Raw genomic sequence first — 19,191 nt, 5'->3', positions numbered from 1 at the left:
TTCGCCGCATGCCCGGGTAACCGCCGGTCGCCGGCCGTCCGCGGGCCGGACGGTCCACGCCGAGGAGGGAAGCGATGCCTCAGGTCCAGTTGTCCGCCGTCGAGGAACGGGTCTACCAGGCGGTGTCCGCGCTGGAGGTGCACGGACACGTCCCCTACCCGGACCTGATCGCCCAGGAGACCGGGATGACCGAGGAGGAGCTGCGCGAGCCGCTGCACTCGCTCACCGAGCGGGGTCTGCTGCACCGCGAGGACTCCCCGATGTCCGGCCTGGACTTCGGACCCCGGTGGTGCGCGCGCCAAGTGGCGTGACCGGGTCGTTTGCCCCACCGGGCGCCGGGTAGCGATCGGAGTCGGGTGATCGACGGTCAGTGGGGGGCAGGATGAGCGAGGGCCCGGCGTCGACCACCGGGTACGACGACCGGCGCCGCTGGCGTGCGCTGAGCGTCGGCCTGATCGCGGCGTTCATGACGCTGCTGGACGTCAGCATCGTCAACGTCGCGGTGCCGTCGATCGACCGGGCGTTGCAGGCCACGCCGAGCGACCTGCAGTGGGTGCTGTCCGGGTACGCGCTGACGTTCGGCCTGGTGCTGGTGCCGGCCGGGCGCTTCGGCGACGCGCGCGGGCGGCGTACCGCGTTCGTGGTCGGGGTGGGCCTGTTCACGCTCACCAGCGCGCTGGCCGGGCTGGCCCGCTCGCCGGAGTGGCTGGTCGTCGCCCGGCTCGTCCAGGGTGCCGCCGCCGGTGTGGTGAACCCCCAGGTCAGCGGCATGATCCAGGAGCTGTTCCGGGGCGCGGACCGGGGCCGGGCGTTCGGGCTGCTGGGTGCCACCATCGGTATCTCCACCGCCGTCGGCCCGCTGCTCGGCGGGCTGCTCATCTCCCTCGGCGGCGCGGAGCACGGCTGGCGGTGGGTGTTCTTCGTGAACATCCCGGTGGGGATCGTGGCGATGCTGCTCGGCTGGCGGCTGATGCCGGCCCGGCCGACCAACCCCGCCGGGCGGGGCCGGCTCGACCCGCTCGGGGTGTTGCTGCTCGGCACCGGGGTGACGGTGATCCTGCTGCCGCTGGTGCAGCGGGAGCAGTGGCGGGGCGCGGGCAAGTGGCTGCTGATCCCCGCCGGCCTGCTGCTGCTGGCCGGGTTCGCGCTCTGGGAGCACCGGTACGCCCGACGTGCGCAGCCGTTGTTCGACCTGCGGCTGTTCACCGTGCGCTCGTACACGCTGGGCGCGCTGATCGGCCTGATCTACTTCGCCGGGTTCACCGCGATCTTCTTCATCTTCACGCTCTACCTCCAGATGGGGCTCGGTTACCGCGCTCTCGTGGCCGGCCTGGCGATCACCCCGTTCGCGCTCGGCTCGGCGCTCGCCTCCGCGCTCGGCGGTCGGGTGGTCACCCGGTACGGCCGTCCGCTCGTCGCGATCGGGCTGGCGGCGGTGGTGGCCGGGCTGGTGGCGACCGACCTGGTGCTGGCCGGCGGGCCGCACGACAACGTGCCGCTGCGGACCGCGCTGCCCCTGCTCGTCGCCGGGCTGGGCAGCGGCCTGGTGATCGCGCCGAACCAGACGCTCACGCTGTCCGAGGTGCCGGTGCCGATGGCCGGCAGCGGCGCGGGGATGCTCCAGACCGGGCAGCGCATCGGGTCGGCCGCCGGCATCGCCGCGGTGGGCGCGCTGTTCTTCTCGACGCTCGCCGACGGTGGCGACTGGAACAGGGCCTTCCGCCACTCGCTGCTGCTCGCCGCCGGGATCGTCGTGCTGGCGCTCGGCGCCGCGGTGGCGGACATCGTCGCCGGTCACCGGCGGGCGGCGGGCGGCTCCTGACCGGCGGCGGGCAGCAGGACTGTGGTGAGCAGCCGCCGGGTGCGGCCGGGACCGGGGGCGAGGGCCGCGTACTCGGCGAACAGCTCGCGGAACCGGGTGACGAACTCGGCGGTCTCGGCGTCGGTGGCGTGGAACGCGTTCTGCCGGTAGCCGGCCACATCGCGGGCCAGGTCTCCCCCGCCGGCGTCGAGGTAGGTGTCGAAGTCGGCGAGCAGGCCCGCGACGAAGGTGAGGAACGCCGGGCGGTGCCGCTGCGGGCTCATGGCCCGGGCCTCGTCCGGGTCGACCGACGCGGCGGCCTCGTGCAGCCGGTAGCTGCGCTCGACGGCGCCGCGGGCCCGCCGCTCCCCCACCGTGTGCAGCACGCCGTGGTCGGCGAGCGCGGCGACCTGCCGGTAGAGCGTGGCCGGTGGCACGTCGCTCAGCTCGATGCGCAGGTCGGTGGTGGTGAGCGTGCGGCCGCCCAGGAACGCCTGGACGATGCGCAGCCGGACCGGGTGCAGCAGCAGCTCCACGGTGTCGAGTGCCACAGCGGCTCCCCTTTTGTTATCGACCCCGGTAATGTTATCACTTACGATAACAGAAGCGAGGAGTCCACCGATGGCCACCATCGACCTCACCCCCGACCGCATCGACGTCCGGCTCACCACCGCCGAGAAGATCTGGGCCCTGCGCGGCGACCTGTCGTTCCCCCGCTCCGCCGTGACCGGCGCCGTCGTGGTGCCGGACGGGGCGCGCGCCACCCGCGGCATCCGGGCACCCGGCCTCGGGGTGCCCCGCACGCGCAACGTCGGCACCTGGCGCGGCAGGGCCGGCAAGGAGTTCGTCAGCGTCCGCGGCGGCCAGCCGGCCGTCCGCATCACCCTCACCGACCAGGGGTACGACTCCCTGCTCATCGGCGCCGACGACGCCGACGCCCTGGCCGCGGCGCTGCTGCGGTGACGATCGACCGCCCGCTCGTGCGGACCGGGGTGCTGCCGGACGTCACCCACGCGCTGCGGCGCCAGCCCGGGCCGCCGTCGCTGCGGGCGTACCGGGACGAGGCGAAGCAGCCGCTGGACCCGTCCGTGGTCGAACCGGTGCTGTCGTGGCTCACCGCGCACAGCTGACGGTGACACGGGAAAGGCCGGCACCCGATCCGGGTGCCGGCCTTTCGGTGGTTCTTACTTGTTCCAGTGCTCGGCGACGATCTCGGCGGCCTGCTTCTCCCACTGCGCGTACGCGTCGGGGTAGGCGCTGACCTGCACGGTCTCCACCGGCGAAGGCGAGACCGGCGACACCGAGGAAGGTGTCACCACGTCACGATCGACGAGAAGCGCCCCGCCCGCGAGAACGGCCGGCCCCCGATCAGGGGCCGGCCGTTCTCCACGGGTGTCGGGTCACCAGACCTGCTGGACGATGTCCGCGGCCTGCTCCTCCCACTGCGCGTACGCGTACGGGTAGGCGGACACCTGGACCGTCTGCGCGGCGGTGGTCAGCGGCAGCTCGTGCCAGCCGCCGACGTTCCTCAGCGCGTTGAAGAACGCCTTGCTGGAGTACTCCGGGTCGGTGATCTGCTCGGACGTGCCCCAACCGGACGACGGGCGCTGCTGGAACAGACCCTCCGAGTCGTGGTCGTTGTACGTGCCGAGGTGACCCAGGTTGTACAGCTTCGACTCCTGCAGCGAGGTGGCGACGCCGATCACGGCGCCCCGCTCCCCCACGCCCGTCTCCTTGGCCGCCTCGACGATGGCCTTGGCGTTGTCGAGCTGTGCGTCGTCGAGCGGGATGCGCGACTGCGCGCCCTCGACGCCGTGCGGCACGAGCTTCTCCTCGGATGGGCGGTCGGCCCTGGTCGGCAGCTTGTCGCTGCCGGTGGTCTGGCCCGGCTTCACCGACTCGGTCGAGGTCTTGTTGCCGGTGGCCAGGTCGATCGCGGCCTTGGCGCCGGCGTGCGGTCCGCCGGTCACCGGCGCGGCCACGGCGACCGGGCCGACGGCCAGCCCGCCAAGTACGGCCACCCCCGCCACGCTCAGCGCGGCGCGGCGGTTCCGGGAGACGGCGGCGGTCTTCGCGACTGCGGTCTTCGCGATGGCGGGGAGCCATCCAGTGAAGTGCTGCTTCACGATGGTTGCCCTTTCGATCGTTACGACGCGCTCCGGGGTGAGCGCCCCTCGAGGGACTACCGCCGGGTAGGTGTTTGGGTTCCGGCGATACAGGGGACACAACCAGCCCGCATTGTCGGGCATTCCGGAAATGCCGGGCACGGCCCGGGTTGCGGTCCAGGTCACCCGGGATTCCGGGCAGGCGTGCCGTTCCGGCGGCGGACGGGGACGATCAGGCCGGAGCGCCGAACCGGACCAGCACGTGCCAGAGCTGCTTGAGGTGCTGAAGAGTCACCTCGGCCGGTCCCCGGTCGGCCCAGCGCTGCGGCTCGCGTACCACCGAGGCGGCGGCGCGGCCCACGAGCGCCGCGTGCAGCGGCTCCCCCGGCCGGCCGATCTCGGCGGCCACCCGCGCGGCCAGCGGCGGGATGTCCGGGCCGCGGAACTCGGCGTCGACGCCGTCGACGGGCAGCACGAAGCCGGGATGGAAGCGCAGCGCCAGGCCTTGCCGTCCGGCGACGGCCTCCAGCCGCCGGCCCACGTCGGTGCCGCGGAACGACGGGTCGACCACGAGCGCCTCCACGTCGCGGGCCAGGCTGATATCGCCGTGCACCTGCGCCTCGATGTAGTCGTCCAGCGCCCGGCCGGCCCGCCAGGACTCCTGCTCGCGGCGGCGAAGCAGCGTCCGTAGCAGCGTGCCGGTGTCCATGCCGGCCACGCCCAGGGCGACGCCGGTCCCGGCGGTGGCGGTCAGCAGCGCGGCGAACACCGGCTCGAAGACGTCGGCGGTGCCGAACTCGGTGGGCCCGATGTGGCTGTCACCGAAGCTGAACGTGGCCCGGGCCAGCACCTCCGGGCGCAGCCGCAGGTGGCAGGAGCCGAACCGGGGGCACGCGCCGTCGGCGTGGTCGAGCAGGTTCAGGCCGCCGTACTTCGGGCGCTCGGCAGGGAGCACGCCGGGACGCTGGTACGCGCCGCCGAACATCGCCTGCTCCCACACGTCCCGGTCGCCGCCCGGGTACGCGGTCAGCCCGCCGTTGGAGATGCCGGTCTCGAACTGGCTGCGGTAGACGCCCTCCTCGTCCAGCGCCTCGACCACTGTGCGGCCGTCCCGCAGCACCCGGTCGGGGTGGAAGTTGAGCGTCAGGCGGCCGTACCCGGTCACCGCGGCGACGACCTCCTCGTACCGGTACGTGACGCCGGCGGCGGCGAGGTGGTCGGCGACGACGGCGAGCGCCGCCGGGCGGTCGCGCAGCGCGACGTCGCGGACGTGGCGCAGCGCGGCGGACTGGGCGGCGGTGAGGGTGGCGACGGGCACGGGCCCGAGTATCACCGGACGGCGGGCCGCGCGGCCACACGGTTTTCCGTGCCCGTCCGAAGCGGACGAACGCCCGGCTACCCCCGGGCACGGACGGCCGGACGACGCCGCGCGGCCCGGACCGGACTGCGCCGGCCGGGCCCGCGGGCGTGTCGTCCTCAGTGGCCGGGGGCGATCCACTCGTCCAGGTGCGGCGCCTCGGCCCCGATCGTGGTGTCGTCGCCGTGCCCGGTGTGCACCACCGTCTCCGGCGGCAGCGTGAGCAGCCGGGTACGGATCGACTCGACGATGGTGCCGAAGTCGCTGTACGACCGCCCGGTCGCGCCCGGCCCACCGGCGAACAGGGTGTCGCCGGTGAAGACCGCGCCCAGGTCGGGGGCGTAGAGGCTGCACGCGCCGGGGCTGTGGCCGGGCGTGTGCAGCACCCGCAGCGTGGTGCCGCCGACGGTGATCGTCTGCCCGTCGGTGAGGTCGCCGTCCGGTTCCGTGTCCGGGTGCGTCATGTCCCACAGCACCCGGTCGGCCGGGTGCAGCAGCACCGGCGCGCCGGTGGCCCGGGCCAGCTCGGGCGCGACCCGTACGTGGTCGTCGTGGGCGTGGGTGGCGACGATCGCCAGCACCCGCCGGTCACCGATGACGGCGCGGATGGCCGCCACGTCGTGCGGCGCGTCCAGGACGACGCACTCGACGTCGTCGCCGATCACCCAGACGTTGTTGTCCACGTCGAAGGTCTGCCCGTCCAGGGAGAACGTGCCGGAGGTGACGGCGTGGTCGACGCGGGCGGTCACGGGAAGACCACCACCGAGCGCAGCACGTCGCCGTGGTGCATTCGGGCGAACGCCTCCTCGACCTGGCCCAGGGCGATCTCCTCGGTGACGAACGCGTCCAGGTCCAGCCGGCCCTGCCGGTACAGCTCGGTCAGCATGGGGAAGTCGCGGCTGGGCAGGCAGTCGCCGTACCAGCTCGACTTGAGCGCGCCGCCGCGGCCGAAGACGTCCAGCAGCGGCAGGTCGACTGTCATCTCCGGCGTCGGCACGCCGACCAGCACGACGGTGCCGGCCAGGTCGCGGGCGTAGAACGCCTGCTTCCACGTCTCCGGACGGCCCACGGCGTCGATCACCACGTCGGCGCCGAAGCCGCCGGTGGCCGCGCGGACGGCCTCCACCGCGTCGTCCTCGGAGGCGTTGACGGTGTGGGTGGCGCCGAACTTGCGCGCCCAGTCGAGCTTGCGGGAGTCGGTGTCCACCGCGATGATCGTGGTCGCGCCGGCCAGCGCCGCGCCGGCCACCGCCGCGTCGCCGACGCCCCCGCAGCCGATCACCGCGACCGAGTCGCCCCGGGTCACGTTGCCGGTGTTCATGGCCGCGCCGAGACCGGCCATGACGCCGCAGCCGAGCAGGCCGACAGCCGCCGGCCGGGCCGACGGGTCGACCTTGGTGCACTGCCCGGCGTGCACGAGCGTCTTCTCGGCGAACGCGCCGATGCCGAGCGCGGGGATCAGCTCGGTGCCGTCGGTGAGCGTCATCTTCTGCGTCGCGTTGTGGGTGGCGAAGCAGTACCACGGGCGGCCACGGCGGCAGGCCCGGCACTGCCCGCAGACCGCGCGCCAGTTGAGCACCACGAAGTCGCCGGGCGCCACGTCGGTGACCCCGTCGCCCACCTGCTCCACGATGCCGGCGGCCTCGTGGCCCAGCAGGAACGGGTAGTCGTCGTTGATGCCGCCCTCGCGGTAGTGCAGGTCGGTGTGGCAGACGCCGCACGACTGGATGCGGACCACCGCCTCGCCCGGCCCCGGGTCCGGCACCACGATGGTGGTGACCTCCACGGGCGCGCCCTTGCGCCGCGACACGACTCCCCGGACTTCCTGGCTCACGGTGCCTCCTTCGGTACGTGGTCTGCCTCTGCCGAACCTACCGCTGATCATGACCCGCGACCCAACGAAGCCCGGCGGATTGTCCTGGTCATGGCCGGGTACCCGGGGTGCCGGCTCTACCAGGTGGGACGGGAGTGATCATGAGGTTGTCACATGCGCCGCTGCGCGTCGCGATCGGCGCGTACATCCTGAACTCCGGGCTGGGCAAGCGGAACCTGGAGGGCGGGGCCGCCGCCGGCATGCACGGCATGGCGGCCGGCGCGATGCCGCGGCTGGGGCAGATCCCGCCGGACCGGTTCGGCGTGCTGCTGTCCCGGGGCGAGATCGCCCTCGGTGCGGCGCTGCTCGCCCCGTTCGTGCCGTCGCTGGTGGCCGGTGCCGCGCTCACCGCTTTCGGCGCCGGGCTGGTGCAGCTCTACCTGAAGACGCCGGGCATGCGCGAGGGCACCAGCCTGCGGCCCAGCGAGGCGGGCATCGGCTTGGCCAAGGACGTGTGGCTGGTCGGCGCGGGACTGACCCTGGTGCTCGACTCGCTGGTCCGGCACCGGCACTGACCCGGCCGCGTACCGCCGGCCGCGCGCCTGCGAGCCGGTTGCGTCCTCAGGCCGCGGCCGGGGCCGCGGCGGCGGCCCGCTCGTCGGCGAGCCGGCGGCGGGCGGCGTTGCGGTAGCGCAGCACCTGCGCCGCGCCGAGCGCCCAGAGCAGGAACTGCACGGCGAACGCCCAACGGAACGCGGACAGCGGCGGCGCGTCGTGCCCGGCCGGGGTGGCCAGGTCGAGCACCAGGCCGACGGCCAGGATCAGCACGATCGAGGCGGCGAAACCGCCCACGTTGACGATGCCGGTGGCGCTGCCCATGCGGTGCACCGGATTGAACGAGCGGGCGTAGTCGAACCCGATCATCGAGCCGGGGCCGTTCACCGCGAGCACCACCACGAGCGCCACCAGCAGCCCGTGCGGCGCCCGGCCGGGCCAGGCCAGCACCACCGCCCACATCCCGGCGGTGGCGGCGGTGATGGCGAAGACCAGCACCGAGCGGTGGAACGGGTAGCGCGCGCACAGGTGCGCGAGCACCGGCCCGCACACCAGCGTCACCATCGTCATGACGGTGAGCAGCCCGGCCGCCGCGGTGGGCGAGAAGCCCTGTCCCTGCACCAGGAACGGGTAGCCCCACAGCAGCGCGAACACCGAGCCGGAGAACTGGGTGACGAAGTGCGTCCACAGGCCCAGCCGGGTACCCGGCTGGGCCCAGGCCTCGGCGAGCCGGCGGCGCACGGTGGCCAAGTCGGGGGCGAGCGCGGTGGCGTGCTCGGCGTGCGGGGTGTCGCGGACCGCGACGAGGACCAGCAACACCACTGTGGCGCCGAGCGCCGCGGCGGTCAGGAACGCCGGCGTCCAGCCCGCGCGGTGCAGCAGCAGCACCAGGGGTACGGCGCCGAGCACCGCGCCGAGCTGGCCCACGGTGCCGGTGAGCTGCACCAGCAGCGGATTGCGCCGGCCGGGGAACCAGAACGCGACGATGCGCAGCACGCTGATGAACGTCATCGCGTCACCGAGGCCGACGAGCACCCGGGCGGCGACCGCGAGCGGCACGTCCCCGGCGACGGCGAACAGGAGCTGCCCGGCCACCATCAGCGCGCCGCCGGCCAGCAGCAGCCGGCGCGAGCCGTAGCGGTCCAGCAGCACCCCGACCGGGATCTGCATGACGGCGTAGACGGCGAGCTGGGCGACGGAGAACGTGGCGAGCGCGGCGGCGTTGATGTGGAAGCGCTCCGCCGCGTCGACCCCCGTGACGCCGAGCGAGCTGCGGTGGAACACGGCGGTCAGGTACGCGGTCAGCGCCACCGCGTACACCAGGGCTGCGGGCCGGCGGCCCGCGCTCACCGCAGCGTTCCGAGCATCCGCGCGGCGGTGTCGATGTGCGCGGCGACCGCGTCGTGCCACGCCTGCGGGTCGTCGCCGTCGAGCGCGGCGAGCTGACCGGCGTGCTCGGCGAGGGCGACCTCGGCCCAGCCGGGCGAGAGCCGGAAGCTCGCCTCGCCCATGCGGAGCTGGCGGTCGCGCAACCTGTGGTACAGCTCGGCCAGGATCTCGTTACCGGCCGCCTCCACCACGGCGGCGTGGAACGACCGGTCGGCGGCCATCAGCGCGGTGAGGTCACCGGCGGCGACACCCCGGTCGCCTCGGCGATCTCGCCCTCGCTGACGAGCTGGCCGCCCGGGTGGACCTGTTCCAGGATGGCCTGCTTGAGGTGCCGGTACGCCCGCTCGGCGGTGGACGGCGCGATCCGGCTGGGATGCGTCATGTATCTAAGCTTGCTCCCCGGGCCGCCCGGACGGCCCGGCGCGGGCCGGGACAGTGGCGCGGGCCACGGTCAGGCCCACAGCTCCCGCAGCAGCACCTCCACCTCGGCGGTCCGCTCGATCTGCGGCATGTGCCCGGTGTCGCGGAACAGGTGGGAGCGCGCGCCCGGCAGCCGGGTGCGGGCGTAGGCCAGGTGCGCGGCGGGCAGGACCAGGTCGCGCTCGCCCCACACGAGCAGCGTGGGCAGGTCGAGCGCGGCCACCGCGTCGAGCAGGTCGGCGCGCCACTGCGGGCGTACGCCGCGCCAGGTGCCCAGGTCGCGGACCAGCTCGAGCATCACCCGGGCCGCGTGCGGCTGCCCGGCCACGGCCAGCGCGAGGGCGATCCGATCCTCGGTGACGTACGCCGGGTCGTGGAAGATCGCCCGCTCGGTGCGGCGGACGATCCTCGGGTCGGGACGCAGCAGCAGCCGGGCCAGCGGGCGCACCGCGAGCAGCCGCAGTGCCACTGTCACCTCGCGGCCGAAACCGGCGCTGTTCAGCAGCGCCAGGCTGGCCGCCCGGTGTGGCGCGTCGGCGGCCAGCCGCATGGCCACCGCCCCGCCGAGGGAGTTGCCGACCAGGTGGGCCGGGCCGGTCACCCCGGCCACGTCCAGGAAGCGGGCCACCGCCGCGGCCAGGGCCGGGAGCGTGTGCGGGCCGTCCAGCGGCGCGGAGCCGCCGTGCCCGGGCAGGTCCACCGCGAGCACCAGGTGGTCGCGGGCCAGCGCGGTGTGCAGGGCGGTGAAGTCGTCGAGGGTACGGCCGATGCCGTGCAGCAGCACCACGGGCGGGCCGTTCCCGCTGATCCGGCACCGGACGCGCCGCCCGTCGACGGTGTGCTCGTCGGCCGGAGGCAGGGCGGGCGTCACGCCCGGCGCCCGGGTTCCGGCACGGCCTCCTCGCCGGTCCGGGCGGACGGCACCGGCACGTCGGCCCGGAGTGTCGGCGTTTCGCTGGGCGGCGCTGCGGCCGGCGTTTCGGCGGGCGGAACTGCGGGTGTCTCGGCCGGCCCGGCCGGGCGCCGGCGCATGCCCAGGGCCAGCACCTTGCCGTACCCGGCGGGTGCGACGCGGGCGAGCAGGTCGGGCAGCTTCGCCGACCAGCCGATCAGGACCCGGCCGCGGCGTCGCCGGGCGCCGCGCAGGATCACCTCGGCGGCGGTCGCCGGATCGATGGTGAGCAGCTTCTCGAACTGCTTGCGCCCGGCCTCGTACTCCTCGCGGGCGACGCCGCTGCCCACGCGGGCGCTGGCGGCGATCCGGGTACGGATGCCGCCCGGGTGCACCGATGTGACACCGATGCCGTCGTCGACGAGTTCGTGCCGCAGCGCCTCGGTGAAGCCGCGTACGGCGAACTTGCTCGCCGAGTACGCGGCCTGCCCGGCGGGCGCGATCAGGCCGAACAGGCTGGACACGTTCACCAGGTGGGCGCCGGGCTCGGCCTTGAGCGCGGGCAGCAACGCATGCGTCAGGCGAACCACCGCCCGGAAGTTGATCTCGATGACCCAGAGGAACTCGTCCAGGGTCACCTGGTCGAAGCGCCCGCCCAGCGCCACACCGGCGTTGTTGATCAGCAGCCGGATCCGGGGGTGCGCGCGGTGGATCTCGGCGGCCACCCGGTCGGTGGCCTCGGCGTCGGCCAGGTCGACCACATGGGTCTCCACCAGCCGGTCCGGGTAGGCGGCCCGGATCGCGGCGACTGTGGCGGCCAGGCCGTCGGCGTCCCGGTCGAGCAGCACCAGGTCGGCGCCGCGCCGGGCCAGCCCGTGGGCCAGCGCCGCGCCGATGCCGCTTGCCGCGCCGGTGAGCACCGCCGTGCCGCCGGGGAAGACGAGGTCACGCATCGGTTCCTCCCGGGGCTGCGACGGCGGCGGCGGGCGTGCCGGCGCGGGCGAACCGTACGCCGTCGGTGAGCGGGCCGCGCCGCATCAGCCGTACGTCGCGGGGATAGTTCTGATGCAGCCGCCACGGCGCCTGCGGCCCCTGCTTGGGCAACTGGTCGACGGCGCGCAGCACGTAGCCGGACTGCAGGTCGATGATCGGTTCGAGGTCGTCGGTGTCCGGAGCGAGCGGCGTGACGATCTGCTGCCCGGTGTCGTCGAGGTGACGCAGCAGCCGGCAGACGTACGTGGCCACGAGGTCTGCCTTCAGCGTCCAGGAGGCGTTGGTGTAGCCGATGGTCATGGCGAAGTTCGGCACGCCGGACAGCATCATGCCCTTGTAGGCGACCGTCGAGGCGAGGTCGACCTTCGCGCCGTCGACCACCAGCGTCATGCCGCCGAGCGCGAGCAGGTTGAGGCCGGTGGCGGTGACCACCACGTCGGCGGGCAGCTCCTCGCCGGAGGCGAGCCGGATGCCCCGCTCGGTGAACGTGTCGATGGCGTCGGTGACCACCGACGCGCGGCCGGCGCTCAACGCGGCGAACAGGTCCCCGTCCGGCACCACGCACAGGCGCTGGTCCCAGGGGTTGTAGCGGGGCGAGAAGTGCCTCTCGACGTCGTACCCGGACGGCAGTCGGCCCTTCGCGGCGCGGCGCAGGAACCGCTTGACCACGCCGGGGGCGCGGCGGCTGAGCTGGAAGTTGGCAACCCCGAGCGTGACGTTCTTCCACCGGGCCACCGCGTACGCGGCCTTCGGGGGCAGCCAGCGCCGTGCGGCGTCGGCGAACGGGTCACGCGAGGGCAGCGCGATCACGTACGTGGGTGAGCGCTGGAGCATGGTGACGTGGGCGGCCCGCTCGGCCATGGCCGGAACCACTGTGACCGCCGTGGCGCCGCTGCCGATCACCACGACCCGCTTGCCGGCGTAGTCCAGGTCGTCGGGCCAGTGCTGCGGGTGCACGACCGTGCCGGCGTACCGGTCGACGCCCGGGAACCGGGGCGTGTAACCCTCGTCGTAGCGGTAGTAGCCGGAGTTGGTGAACAGGAACCCGCAGGTGAGCGTGACGTCCTCGCCGGTGTCGTCGCGGTGGGCGTGCACCGTCCAGCGCGCGGTGGCGCTGTCCCACTCGGCGCGCAGCGCCCGGTGGTGGAAGCGGATGTGCCGTTCCACGTCGTACTCGCGGGCGGTCTGGCGCACGTACGCCCGGATGGAGTCGCCGTCGGCGATCGCCTTCGGGTCGGTCCACGGCTTGAACGAGTAGCCGAGGGTGTACATGTCGGAGTCGGAGCGGACGCCCGGGTAGCGGAACAGGTCCCAGGTGCCGCCGATGGCGCCCCGGGCCTCCAGCACCGCGTAGGTCTTGCCGGGGCATTCGCGTCCGAGGTGGACGGCGGCGCCGACGCCGGACAGGCCGGCCCCGACGATGAGGACGTCGACGTGGTCTGCGGCCATCGGTTTCTCCCGTTCGCACCGGCGGTGGACCGGACACTATCCATCGCCGTCGACCGCAGTCAACACCATGTCGAGTCGAATCGACACTGTGTCGAGCGGGTGTAGCATCAGCCGGCATGACGACCGCCCGTACGCCGACCGGCGCCGCGCCGACGCGCGGGCGGCGGGCCGGCCGGTCCACCGGCGACGACCGGGAGACCGCGATCCTGGCCACGGCCGAGCGGTTGCTGGCCGAACGCCCCTTCGCCGACATCTCCATCGACGACCTGGCTCGCGGCGCGGGGATCTCCCGGCCCACCTTCTACTTCTACTTCCCGTCCAAGGACGCGGTGCTGCTCACGCTGCTCGACCGAGTGACCGAGGAGGCCGACGCGGCCGCCGGTGACGTGTTCGAGCGGCTCGCCGAGGATCCGCGCGCCCACTGGCGGGAGCTGATCGCCCGGTTCCACGCCACGTTCGGCGGGCACCGGGACGTGGTGCTGGCCTGCGCCCAGGTACGCGGCACCAACGCCGAGGTGCGGCGGCTCTGGGCCGAGGTGCTGGAACGCTGGGTCCGCGCGGTGCAGGCCGCGATCGAGGCCGAACGCGCCCGCGGCGCGGCCCCGGACGGTCTGCCCGCCCGGGACCTCGCCATCGCGCTGAACTCGATGAACGAACGCGTCTGGTACGCCACGTTCGCCGGGGACGGCCCGGCGGTGGCCGAGCGGGACGTGGTGGACGTGCTGCTCGACGTGTGGCTGACCGCGATCTACCGGACCACCACGCCGCCGGTCACCACGTCCGGCGGAACTCCATGACCCAGTTGGTCTCCCAGGTGCGCTCGCCGTCGGTGGAGAACGCCTGCTCCCAGCGGCAGGAGTCGGCGGTGATCGCCGACCAGAGGAACCGGCAGCGCACCGGCCGTCCCTCGTCGGTGTCGTCGGCGTGGAACGTACCGACGCCGCCGGTGAACCGGCCGACCACCGGCGGCAGTTCCAGCACGCCACGGCGGCTGTTCATCCAGTAGATCGACCACAGCCCGGTCGACGGGTCCAGGATGCGCACCGTGGAGCCGGAGAAGCCCCGGCTCGGGCAGCGCATCTCGTCGAAGCTGCCGGCGCCGTGGAAGAACGAGCGCGCCTCGCTGACACCGGCGAACTCGTCCCAGTCGTCGGCGCCGACGTGCCGCTGCCGCAGGCGCCGGTTCGTCACGTCCCAGGTGCCGACGAGGAAGTCGAAGTCACCCATCAGCGGCCCACCGGCCCCTCGGCCCGGGTGTCGGCCAGGTAGCCGGCCAGATCCGGCCGGTCCGGCGCGAGCACGTGCCGGATCCAGGCGGCGCGCTCGTGTTCCAGCACGCCCAGTTCCCAGACGCAGCCGACGCCGGGCCGGGTCAGGTCGACGAAGTGCGCCGGGTCGGCGTCCGGGCAGTCCAGCGCGGGCTGCCCGGCGATCGCGATGCGGCACTCGACCACGTTGTCGAAGAACCAGCTGTACGCCAGCAGGTACGCCCCGGTGTCCGCGCCCCGGTGCAGCACCACCCAACTCGCCGGCGGGGTGGAGCCGTCCGGGCCGGGCAGCAGCGACGGCAGGTACGCGTACGCGGCGTCGACCACCCGCGGTTCGAGGCGGCGGCCCGGCTGGTCGATGTGGTAGCGCTTGACGTGCCGGCCGGCGACCTCGATCGTCCCCGGCACGGTCAACTCCTTGTCGTGGAAGGCCATGGACGGGACGGTAGAAGCGGTCCCCTGACAGCTAGTGTCAGTGGAATGCGGGCCAGCCGACTCCTGTCCATCCTGCTGCTCCTGCAGGCGCACGGCCGGTTCACCGCCGCCGACCTCGCCGCCCGCCTGGACGTCTCGGTCCGCACCATCTACCGGGACGTCGAGGCGCTGCACGCCGCCGGCATCCCGCTGTACGGCGAGGCCGGACACGACGGCGGCTACCGGCTCGTCGAGGGCTGGCAGACCCGGCTGACCGGGCTGACCGCCGAGGAGGCCGACCGCCTGCTCTTCGCCGGTCTGCCCGGGCCGGCCGCCGAACTCGGCTACCAGTCGGTCGTCGCCGCCGTGCAGCTCAAGCTCCGGGCCGCGCTGCCCGCACCGCTGGCCGACCGGGCGGCCCGGCTGGAGCAGCGGTTCCATCTGGACACCCCGGGCTGGTACTCCGACGGCGACCCGTCGCCGCACCTGGCCGAGGCGGCCGAGGCGGTGTGGCGGGAACGCCGGGTCCGGGTGCGCTACCGCGGCTGGCGGGGCGAGACGACCCGCATCCTCGAACCATACGGGCTGGTGCTCAAGGGCGGGCGCTGGTATCTCGTGGCCGCCCGACCGGACCGCGCCGAACCGGCCACCTACCGCGTCAACCAGATCCTCGACCTCACCGCGCTGGACGAGCCGTTCGCGCGGCCCGATTTCGACCTGCCGGCCTGGTGGCGTGCCCACGTGGTCGCGTTCCGGGCCGGCCTGCACCGCGACGAGGCGCGCATCCGCCTCTCCCCGCGCGGGTTCACACGGTTGCGCGAGATCGGCAGCGACGTGGTGGTCACCGCCGCCCAGGCGAGCGCCGGCCCGCCGGACGCCGCCGGCTGGGTGCACGCGGTCATCCCGATCGAGTCGCTCACCCACGCCCACGGCGACCTGTTGCGCCTCGGCGCCGACGTGGAGGTCCTCTCCCCCGCAGCGCTACGCGACCGCCTGGCCGCCACCGCCACCGCCCTGACCACCCTCTACCACCCACCCTTCCCTGACCCACCCCTCCCCCGTTGATCAAGGAGTTCGTGCGTGAGGCGATCTCCCCGCCGGACACAAAGTCCTTGATCACCCGGAGCCGGGGTGGGTCAGGGAAGGGTGCGGAGGGATTCGGCCACCGTGGACAGGGCCCGGTCGATCTCCGAGGGTGGGGTGGCGGCGTAGCCGAGGACCAGGCCCGGCGGCTGCGGGCGCTGACCGTGCCAGGACAGCGGGTGGACCTTGACGCCCCGGCTCAGCGCCGCCGCCGCGAGCGCCAGGTCGTCGACCTCGCCGGGCAGCGTGACCATCAGGTGCAGCCCGGCGGCGGCACCGTGCACCACAGCCTCCGGCAGGTACGCGCGGACCGCCCGGATCATCGCGTCGCGGCGGCGCACGTGCCGGTGCCGCAGCAGCCGCAGGTGCCGCTCCAACGCGCCCGACTCCATCAACTCGGCCAGCACGAGCTGCGGCAATGCCGCGTTGCCCAGATCCGCCGTCCGCTTCGCGTCCACCACGTCGGCGCGCAGCCGCGGCGGCACGAGCGTCCACCCGATCCGCAGCGCCGGCGCGAGCAGCTTCGAGATGCTGCCGGCGTAGCAGACCCGGTCCGGCGCCATGCCGCGCAGCACCGGCACCGGCGGGCGGTCGTACCGGTGCTCGGCGTCGTAGTCGTCCTCCACCACCAGGCCGCCGTCGCGCGCCCACCGCAGCAGCCGGCGACGCCGCTCACCGTCGAGCACCACCCCGGTCGGGAACTGGTGCGCCGGGGTGAGCAGCACGGCCGGCGCGCCGGAACGCGCCAGCAGATCCACGCGCAGGCCCCGGTCGTCCACCGGCACCGGCGGCGTCGCCATGCCGGCGTACGTCAGGTGCTGCCGCACGCCGAGCGAGCCCGGGTCCTCCACGGCGACGGTGCGCGTACCCCGGTCGTGCAGCACCCGCGCGAGCAGGCCGAGTGCCTGGGACACCCCGGCCACGACCACCACCTCGGCCGGGTCGGCGCTGATGCCCCGGTTGCGGGCCAGCCAGTTCGCGACGGCCAGCCGCAGCGCCGGCGTGCCGGCCGGGTCGCCGTAACCGAGCGCGGCGGGCGTCGCCCGGTGCAGCACGGCCCGCTCGGCCCGCAGCCACGCCGCGCGCGGAAAGGCGGCCAGATCGGGTACGCCTGGCGTCAGGTCCACCTGCGCGGGGGCGGCGCGCAGCGCCTCGAAGACGTCGAGGCCCGGCCGCTCGGCGAACACCTCCGGCGTCCTCCTCGGCTCGGTCGGCCGGGCGCGCGCGGCGGCCGGTGTGGCCACCACCACCGTGCCGGCCCGACCCCGCCCGGCCACCTGCCCGTCCTCGCCCAGCCGCTGGTACGCCTCGGTCACCACGCCGCGTGAGACGCCGAGCTCGGCGGCGAGCACGCGGCTGGGCGGCAGGCGGGTGCCGACCGGTGCCCGAAGTCGAGCTTCTTGTGACATCGAGGGACTCGCAGGCATGTGCAACGGACCGTGCGCGGAAGGGGTCACCCACGGCCGGAGCCGGGCCGCGGCCGTCGCATCCCGGCGGCTAGCCACCGGGTCCGACGACACCGCCGGCCGAGTCGGGGTCGTCCGCCCGGTTGCGATTGCCGTACGCGGGTAGTGCGCGGACACGCCCGAACGATACGAGGACTCTCGACGCGCCGTTCCTGTGCTCGCAGCGGGCCGCCCGGCGGATGCGCGCGGCCGGTCGGGGTGGCCGGATCATCAGCGTCACCAGCGTGCACGAGCACGCCCCCGGGTACGGCTCGTCGGCGTACTGCGCCGCGAAAGGGCGGGCTCGGCCTGCTCACCAAGGTGATGGTGCAGGAACTGGCAGCCAAGATGATCTTGGTGTGCGGTCGAAGTCCTGACGCTTGCCCCGGGTCGATGAACCAGTCACCCGGCAGTCGTTGACGTAGTTGCCGGCGCCGCACGCCGGGTGAAGGCTGCGCCCACCCCGCAAGGGGTGCCCTCGATTTCCAGGCGGTACATCGCGTAGAGGCCGTTCACCCTTCCACTGGTGCACCCGAGATAGGACACGCTCCCCGACTTGACGACATTCCCGTTGTAGTAGTCGCGGATCTTGAATGATTCGCCACCCTGAAATGGCGTACAGACATTGTAGTTGAGGTAGTGCCCGGACCCGTTCGCCGGAATGCAGTTCCACAGTGGCGCCGTCGGGTGAGATCACGGTCGGCTCCACCGTGGGCGATGATCGGATGCTGGCAGGCCGTGGTGCCATCCGACAGCTACCACCCTGAACTACCTCAATGGTCATCAGACCCAGGTGGACGCCAGCTTCCGGGTGACCCGCCCGGACTACGTCGGTTCAGATGCTTGACCTGTCAGTTTTCCGCCGGTAACTTAAATTCACAACGACAAGCATCAATCTGAAGGCAGGGAAACCGTGCTGTTGAAATCCATCGCCATCGCCGCGTCCGTCGCAGGCGTGCTGGCCACCGCCCCCGCCGCCTCGGCTGCAGCACCCGGAGTGTCGATACAAAGCTGGGGGTCCGGGAACTGCCCGCAGGGCATGCTCTGCATCTGGCCCAACTGGAATCACCCGCCGCAGGGCCCCGTGGAGGCGCCGTCTCTGACGATCAACAGCGAGTGGACCGGCAGCATCCAGGGATTCAACTTCTACAACGGCACGGGCCGCGACGCCGTAATATCCGGGTTCACTTTCGGCTCGTCGATTCCCTTCAAGAACTGCGCTCCTGCCGGCGGGACCGGGGGCGACCTGTATATACCGGTCAACGTGACGAAGGTGACTTGGCAGCTGACCCCCTGCTGATCCTCCACTGGGCCTTTCCGAGTAAGGGTTAACGACGCGCCCGGATCCGTTGCGGTGCAACGAGAAGACGCAGAACCCCGGCATGAAGATGGTCCTTCCCGGGATCATCGTCATCGAGGTTCTGCGTCGCTATGAGCGTCACATATGCCGCCATCCTGCCCGTACGCGAGGCGACCGTGTCGTTTCTGTCCGCCTCCTACACGCCGAACGGCAACGGCTCGGCACCGCGCCGGGACCCGGTCGTTGGCCTGCTTCAAACAGGCTGGTCCTGCTCCACGTCGACCCGCCGCCGAAACGATCCTCGCCAAGGTCCGACGTGGACGAGTCGCCGTCCAGCAAATGGCTAGTCAGAACTGAGACAGAACACTACAGATCTTGAATGGTCAGGTTGTGTCAGGTTCGAAGGTCAGGCCGGTGTGGGCGAGGAACCCGTCGAGCAGGTCGGGGCGGTACTGGATGCTCTTGAGCCGGTTGCGGATGATCGCGAGGAGGTGATCGACGCCGGTGACGGCGATGTTGCCGATGCTGCGTTTCAGGTGTGAACCGCCCTCGGTTGGGTTCAGGTCGGGGGCGTAGGCGGGTAGCCGGATGACGTGAAGCCAGTCCCGGGCGTCGATCATCTGCCGCATAGCGGCGGATACGTGGGTGTTCAGGTTGTCCCAGACGCACACGATCGGGCCGCCGAGTTGTTGGTGGGCGGCGTCGAGCAGGGCGATGTAGTCACATTCGCTGCAGCTCGATCTCGAACCGCTAATCCTGACCTTTCAACCTCTGTAGCTGGCGGGGTAGTGGCAGGCGGTTTGTTGGGTGCGGCCGTCGCGGGTGACCAGGGCGGGTTCTTCGGTGGCGCAGTGGTCGGTGGCTTTCCAGCAGCGGGTGCGGAAGCGGCAGCCTGATGGGGGGTTGA

General features: G+C 73.0%; 24 protein-coding genes and 1 pseudogene. 9 read left to right on the top strand and 16 right to left on the bottom strand.

Features of this window, described 5'->3' with window-relative positions:
- Positions 1–74: 74 nt before the first annotated feature.
- Both ACFYON_RS23665 and ACFYON_RS23660 read left to right on the top strand, forming a co-directional pair.
- A complete protein-coding gene (locus ACFYON_RS23665) occupies positions 75–311 on the top strand; it encodes a hypothetical protein (protein WP_354869258.1) in 237 nt (78 codons plus the stop codon).
- Positions 312–382: 71 nt separating this feature from the next.
- Complete coding sequence (locus ACFYON_RS23660; RefSeq protein ID WP_354869255.1) at positions 383–1,822, top strand: MFS transporter; 1,440 nt, start codon at positions 383–385, stop codon at positions 1,820–1,822.
- On the opposite strand, the gene ACFYON_RS23655 is transcribed toward ACFYON_RS23660, so the two are convergent.
- Entirely contained in the window at positions 1,795–2,352 is a 558-nt protein-coding gene (locus ACFYON_RS23655; RefSeq protein WP_354869252.1) for a helix-turn-helix domain-containing protein, read from the bottom strand. The genes ACFYON_RS23660 and ACFYON_RS23655 overlap by 28 nt on opposite strands.
- A gap of 70 nt (positions 2,353–2,422) precedes the next feature.
- On the opposite strand from ACFYON_RS23655, the gene ACFYON_RS23650 reads away from it, so the two are divergent.
- Together ACFYON_RS23650 and ACFYON_RS23645 are read left to right on the top strand one after the other, a co-directional pair.
- Positions 2,423–2,764 (top strand): hypothetical protein, encoded by a 342-nt coding sequence (locus ACFYON_RS23650; protein ID WP_354869250.1) that lies wholly within the window; start codon positions 2,423–2,425, stop codon positions 2,762–2,764.
- Positions 2,761–2,931 carry a hypothetical protein gene (locus ACFYON_RS23645; RefSeq protein ID WP_354869247.1) on the top strand — a complete coding sequence of 57 codons (171 nt, stop codon included), beginning with the start codon at positions 2,761–2,763 and terminating at the stop codon, positions 2,929–2,931. The genes ACFYON_RS23650 and ACFYON_RS23645 overlap by 4 nt, the downstream gene beginning before the upstream one ends.
- 270 nt (positions 2,932–3,201) lie before the next feature.
- On the opposite strand, the gene ACFYON_RS23640 is transcribed toward ACFYON_RS23645, so the two are convergent.
- From ACFYON_RS23640 to ACFYON_RS23625, 4 genes are all read right to left on the bottom strand, one after another.
- Positions 3,202–3,927, bottom strand: a complete 726-nt coding sequence (locus tag ACFYON_RS23640; protein WP_354869245.1) for a hypothetical protein — start codon at positions 3,925–3,927, stop codon at positions 3,202–3,204.
- Positions 3,928–4,138: 211 nt separating this feature from the next.
- Positions 4,139–5,239, bottom strand: coding sequence for a DUF3626 domain-containing protein (locus tag ACFYON_RS23635; protein ID WP_354869243.1), 1,101 nt, complete (start codon positions 5,237–5,239; stop codon positions 4,139–4,141).
- A gap of 143 nt (positions 5,240–5,382) precedes the next feature.
- Positions 5,383–6,012: an MBL fold metallo-hydrolase gene (locus ACFYON_RS23630; RefSeq protein WP_354869241.1), complete on the bottom strand. Its 630-nt coding sequence runs from the start codon at positions 6,010–6,012 to the stop codon at positions 5,383–5,385.
- Positions 6,009–7,097, bottom strand: coding sequence for an S-(hydroxymethyl)mycothiol dehydrogenase (locus ACFYON_RS23625; RefSeq protein WP_354869239.1), 1,089 nt, complete (start codon positions 7,095–7,097; stop codon positions 6,009–6,011). The genes ACFYON_RS23630 and ACFYON_RS23625 overlap by 4 nt, the downstream gene beginning before the upstream one ends.
- A gap of 140 nt (positions 7,098–7,237) precedes the next feature.
- Here ACFYON_RS23625 and ACFYON_RS23620 point away from each other — a divergent pair, with 140 nt between their 5' ends.
- Entirely contained in the window at positions 7,238–7,651 is a 414-nt protein-coding gene (locus ACFYON_RS23620; RefSeq protein WP_354869236.1) for a hypothetical protein, read from the top strand.
- 46 nt (positions 7,652–7,697) lie between these two features.
- Here ACFYON_RS23620 and ACFYON_RS23615 read toward each other — a convergent pair whose 3' ends face one another.
- From ACFYON_RS23615 to ACFYON_RS23590, 6 genes are all read right to left on the bottom strand, one after another.
- Positions 7,698–8,981, bottom strand: coding sequence for an MFS transporter (locus ACFYON_RS23615; RefSeq protein ID WP_354869234.1), 1,284 nt, complete (start codon positions 8,979–8,981; stop codon positions 7,698–7,700).
- Positions 8,978–9,241 (bottom strand): FCD domain-containing protein, encoded by a 264-nt coding sequence (locus ACFYON_RS23610; RefSeq protein WP_354869231.1) that lies wholly within the window; start codon positions 9,239–9,241, stop codon positions 8,978–8,980. The genes ACFYON_RS23615 and ACFYON_RS23610 overlap by 4 nt, the downstream gene beginning before the upstream one ends.
- Positions 9,241–9,402 (bottom strand): hypothetical protein, encoded by a 162-nt coding sequence (locus ACFYON_RS23605; RefSeq protein WP_354869229.1) that lies wholly within the window; start codon positions 9,400–9,402, stop codon positions 9,241–9,243. Before ACFYON_RS23605 ends, ACFYON_RS23610 begins: the two co-directional genes overlap by 1 nt.
- 69 nt (positions 9,403–9,471) lie before the next feature.
- Positions 9,472–10,311, bottom strand: coding sequence for an alpha/beta fold hydrolase (locus ACFYON_RS23600; RefSeq protein WP_354869228.1), 840 nt, complete (start codon positions 10,309–10,311; stop codon positions 9,472–9,474).
- Complete coding sequence (locus ACFYON_RS23595) at positions 10,308–11,285, bottom strand: SDR family oxidoreductase (RefSeq protein WP_354869225.1); 978 nt, start codon at positions 11,283–11,285, stop codon at positions 10,308–10,310. The genes ACFYON_RS23600 and ACFYON_RS23595 overlap by 4 nt, the downstream gene beginning before the upstream one ends.
- The gene (locus tag ACFYON_RS23590; protein ID WP_354869223.1) at positions 11,278–12,774 is read right to left on the bottom strand and encodes an NAD(P)/FAD-dependent oxidoreductase; all 1,497 of its coding nucleotides are present in this window, start codon (positions 12,772–12,774) and stop codon (positions 11,278–11,280) included. The genes ACFYON_RS23595 and ACFYON_RS23590 overlap by 8 nt, the downstream gene beginning before the upstream one ends.
- Before the next feature lie 116 nt (positions 12,775–12,890).
- On the opposite strand from ACFYON_RS23590, the gene ACFYON_RS23585 reads away from it, so the two are divergent.
- Positions 12,891–13,571: a TetR/AcrR family transcriptional regulator gene (locus tag ACFYON_RS23585; protein ID WP_354869220.1), complete on the top strand. Its 681-nt coding sequence runs from the start codon at positions 12,891–12,893 to the stop codon at positions 13,569–13,571.
- On the opposite strand, the gene ACFYON_RS23580 is transcribed toward ACFYON_RS23585, so the two are convergent.
- Both ACFYON_RS23580 and ACFYON_RS23575 read right to left on the bottom strand, forming a co-directional pair.
- On the bottom strand, positions 13,546–14,001 hold the full coding sequence (locus ACFYON_RS23580) for a hypothetical protein (RefSeq protein WP_354869218.1): 456 nt from the start codon (positions 13,999–14,001) through the stop codon (positions 13,546–13,548). The two genes, ACFYON_RS23585 and ACFYON_RS23580, sit on opposite strands and share 26 nt — an antisense overlap.
- Positions 14,001–14,477: a hypothetical protein gene (locus tag ACFYON_RS23575; protein ID WP_354869216.1), complete on the bottom strand. Its 477-nt coding sequence runs from the start codon at positions 14,475–14,477 to the stop codon at positions 14,001–14,003. The genes ACFYON_RS23580 and ACFYON_RS23575 overlap by 1 nt, the downstream gene beginning before the upstream one ends.
- A gap of 45 nt (positions 14,478–14,522) precedes the next feature.
- On the opposite strand from ACFYON_RS23575, the gene ACFYON_RS23570 reads away from it, so the two are divergent.
- A complete protein-coding gene (locus ACFYON_RS23570; protein ID WP_354869213.1) occupies positions 14,523–15,521 on the top strand; it encodes a WYL domain-containing protein in 999 nt (332 codons plus the stop codon).
- Between the two features lie 71 nt (positions 15,522–15,592).
- Here ACFYON_RS23570 and ACFYON_RS23565 read toward each other — a convergent pair whose 3' ends face one another.
- Positions 15,593–16,948: a PLP-dependent aminotransferase family protein gene (locus tag ACFYON_RS23565; protein WP_357711809.1), complete on the bottom strand. Its 1,356-nt coding sequence runs from the start codon at positions 16,946–16,948 to the stop codon at positions 15,593–15,595.
- A gap of 236 nt (positions 16,949–17,184) precedes the next feature.
- Between ACFYON_RS23565 and ACFYON_RS23560 the strand changes: the two genes are divergently transcribed.
- Both ACFYON_RS23560 and ACFYON_RS23555 read left to right on the top strand, forming a co-directional pair.
- On the top strand, positions 17,185–17,361 hold the full coding sequence (locus ACFYON_RS23560) for a hypothetical protein (protein WP_355097062.1): 177 nt from the start codon (positions 17,185–17,187) through the stop codon (positions 17,359–17,361).
- Positions 17,362–17,897: 536 nt separating this feature from the next.
- Positions 17,898–18,284: a hypothetical protein gene (locus ACFYON_RS23555; protein ID WP_357711807.1), complete on the top strand. Its 387-nt coding sequence runs from the start codon at positions 17,898–17,900 to the stop codon at positions 18,282–18,284.
- A gap of 383 nt (positions 18,285–18,667) precedes the next feature.
- On the opposite strand, the gene ACFYON_RS23550 is transcribed toward ACFYON_RS23555, so the two are convergent.
- Positions 18,668–19,039 (bottom strand): transposase, encoded by a 372-nt coding sequence (locus ACFYON_RS23550; RefSeq protein ID WP_355097064.1) that lies wholly within the window; start codon positions 19,037–19,039, stop codon positions 18,668–18,670.
- A 9-nt stretch (positions 19,040–19,048) separates the two neighbouring features.
- Positions 19,049–19,191, bottom strand: a pseudogene (locus ACFYON_RS23545) (dipeptide/oligopeptide/nickel ABC transporter ATP-binding protein); the annotation flags it as partial.

The organism is Micromonospora sp. NPDC005686 (genome assembly GCF_042871665.1).
Taxonomy (GTDB): Bacteria; Actinomycetota; Actinomycetes; order Mycobacteriales; family Micromonosporaceae; genus Micromonospora.
Note: the sequence above shows the minus strand (reverse complement) of the source record. Positions and strands in the feature narration are given on the sequence as shown.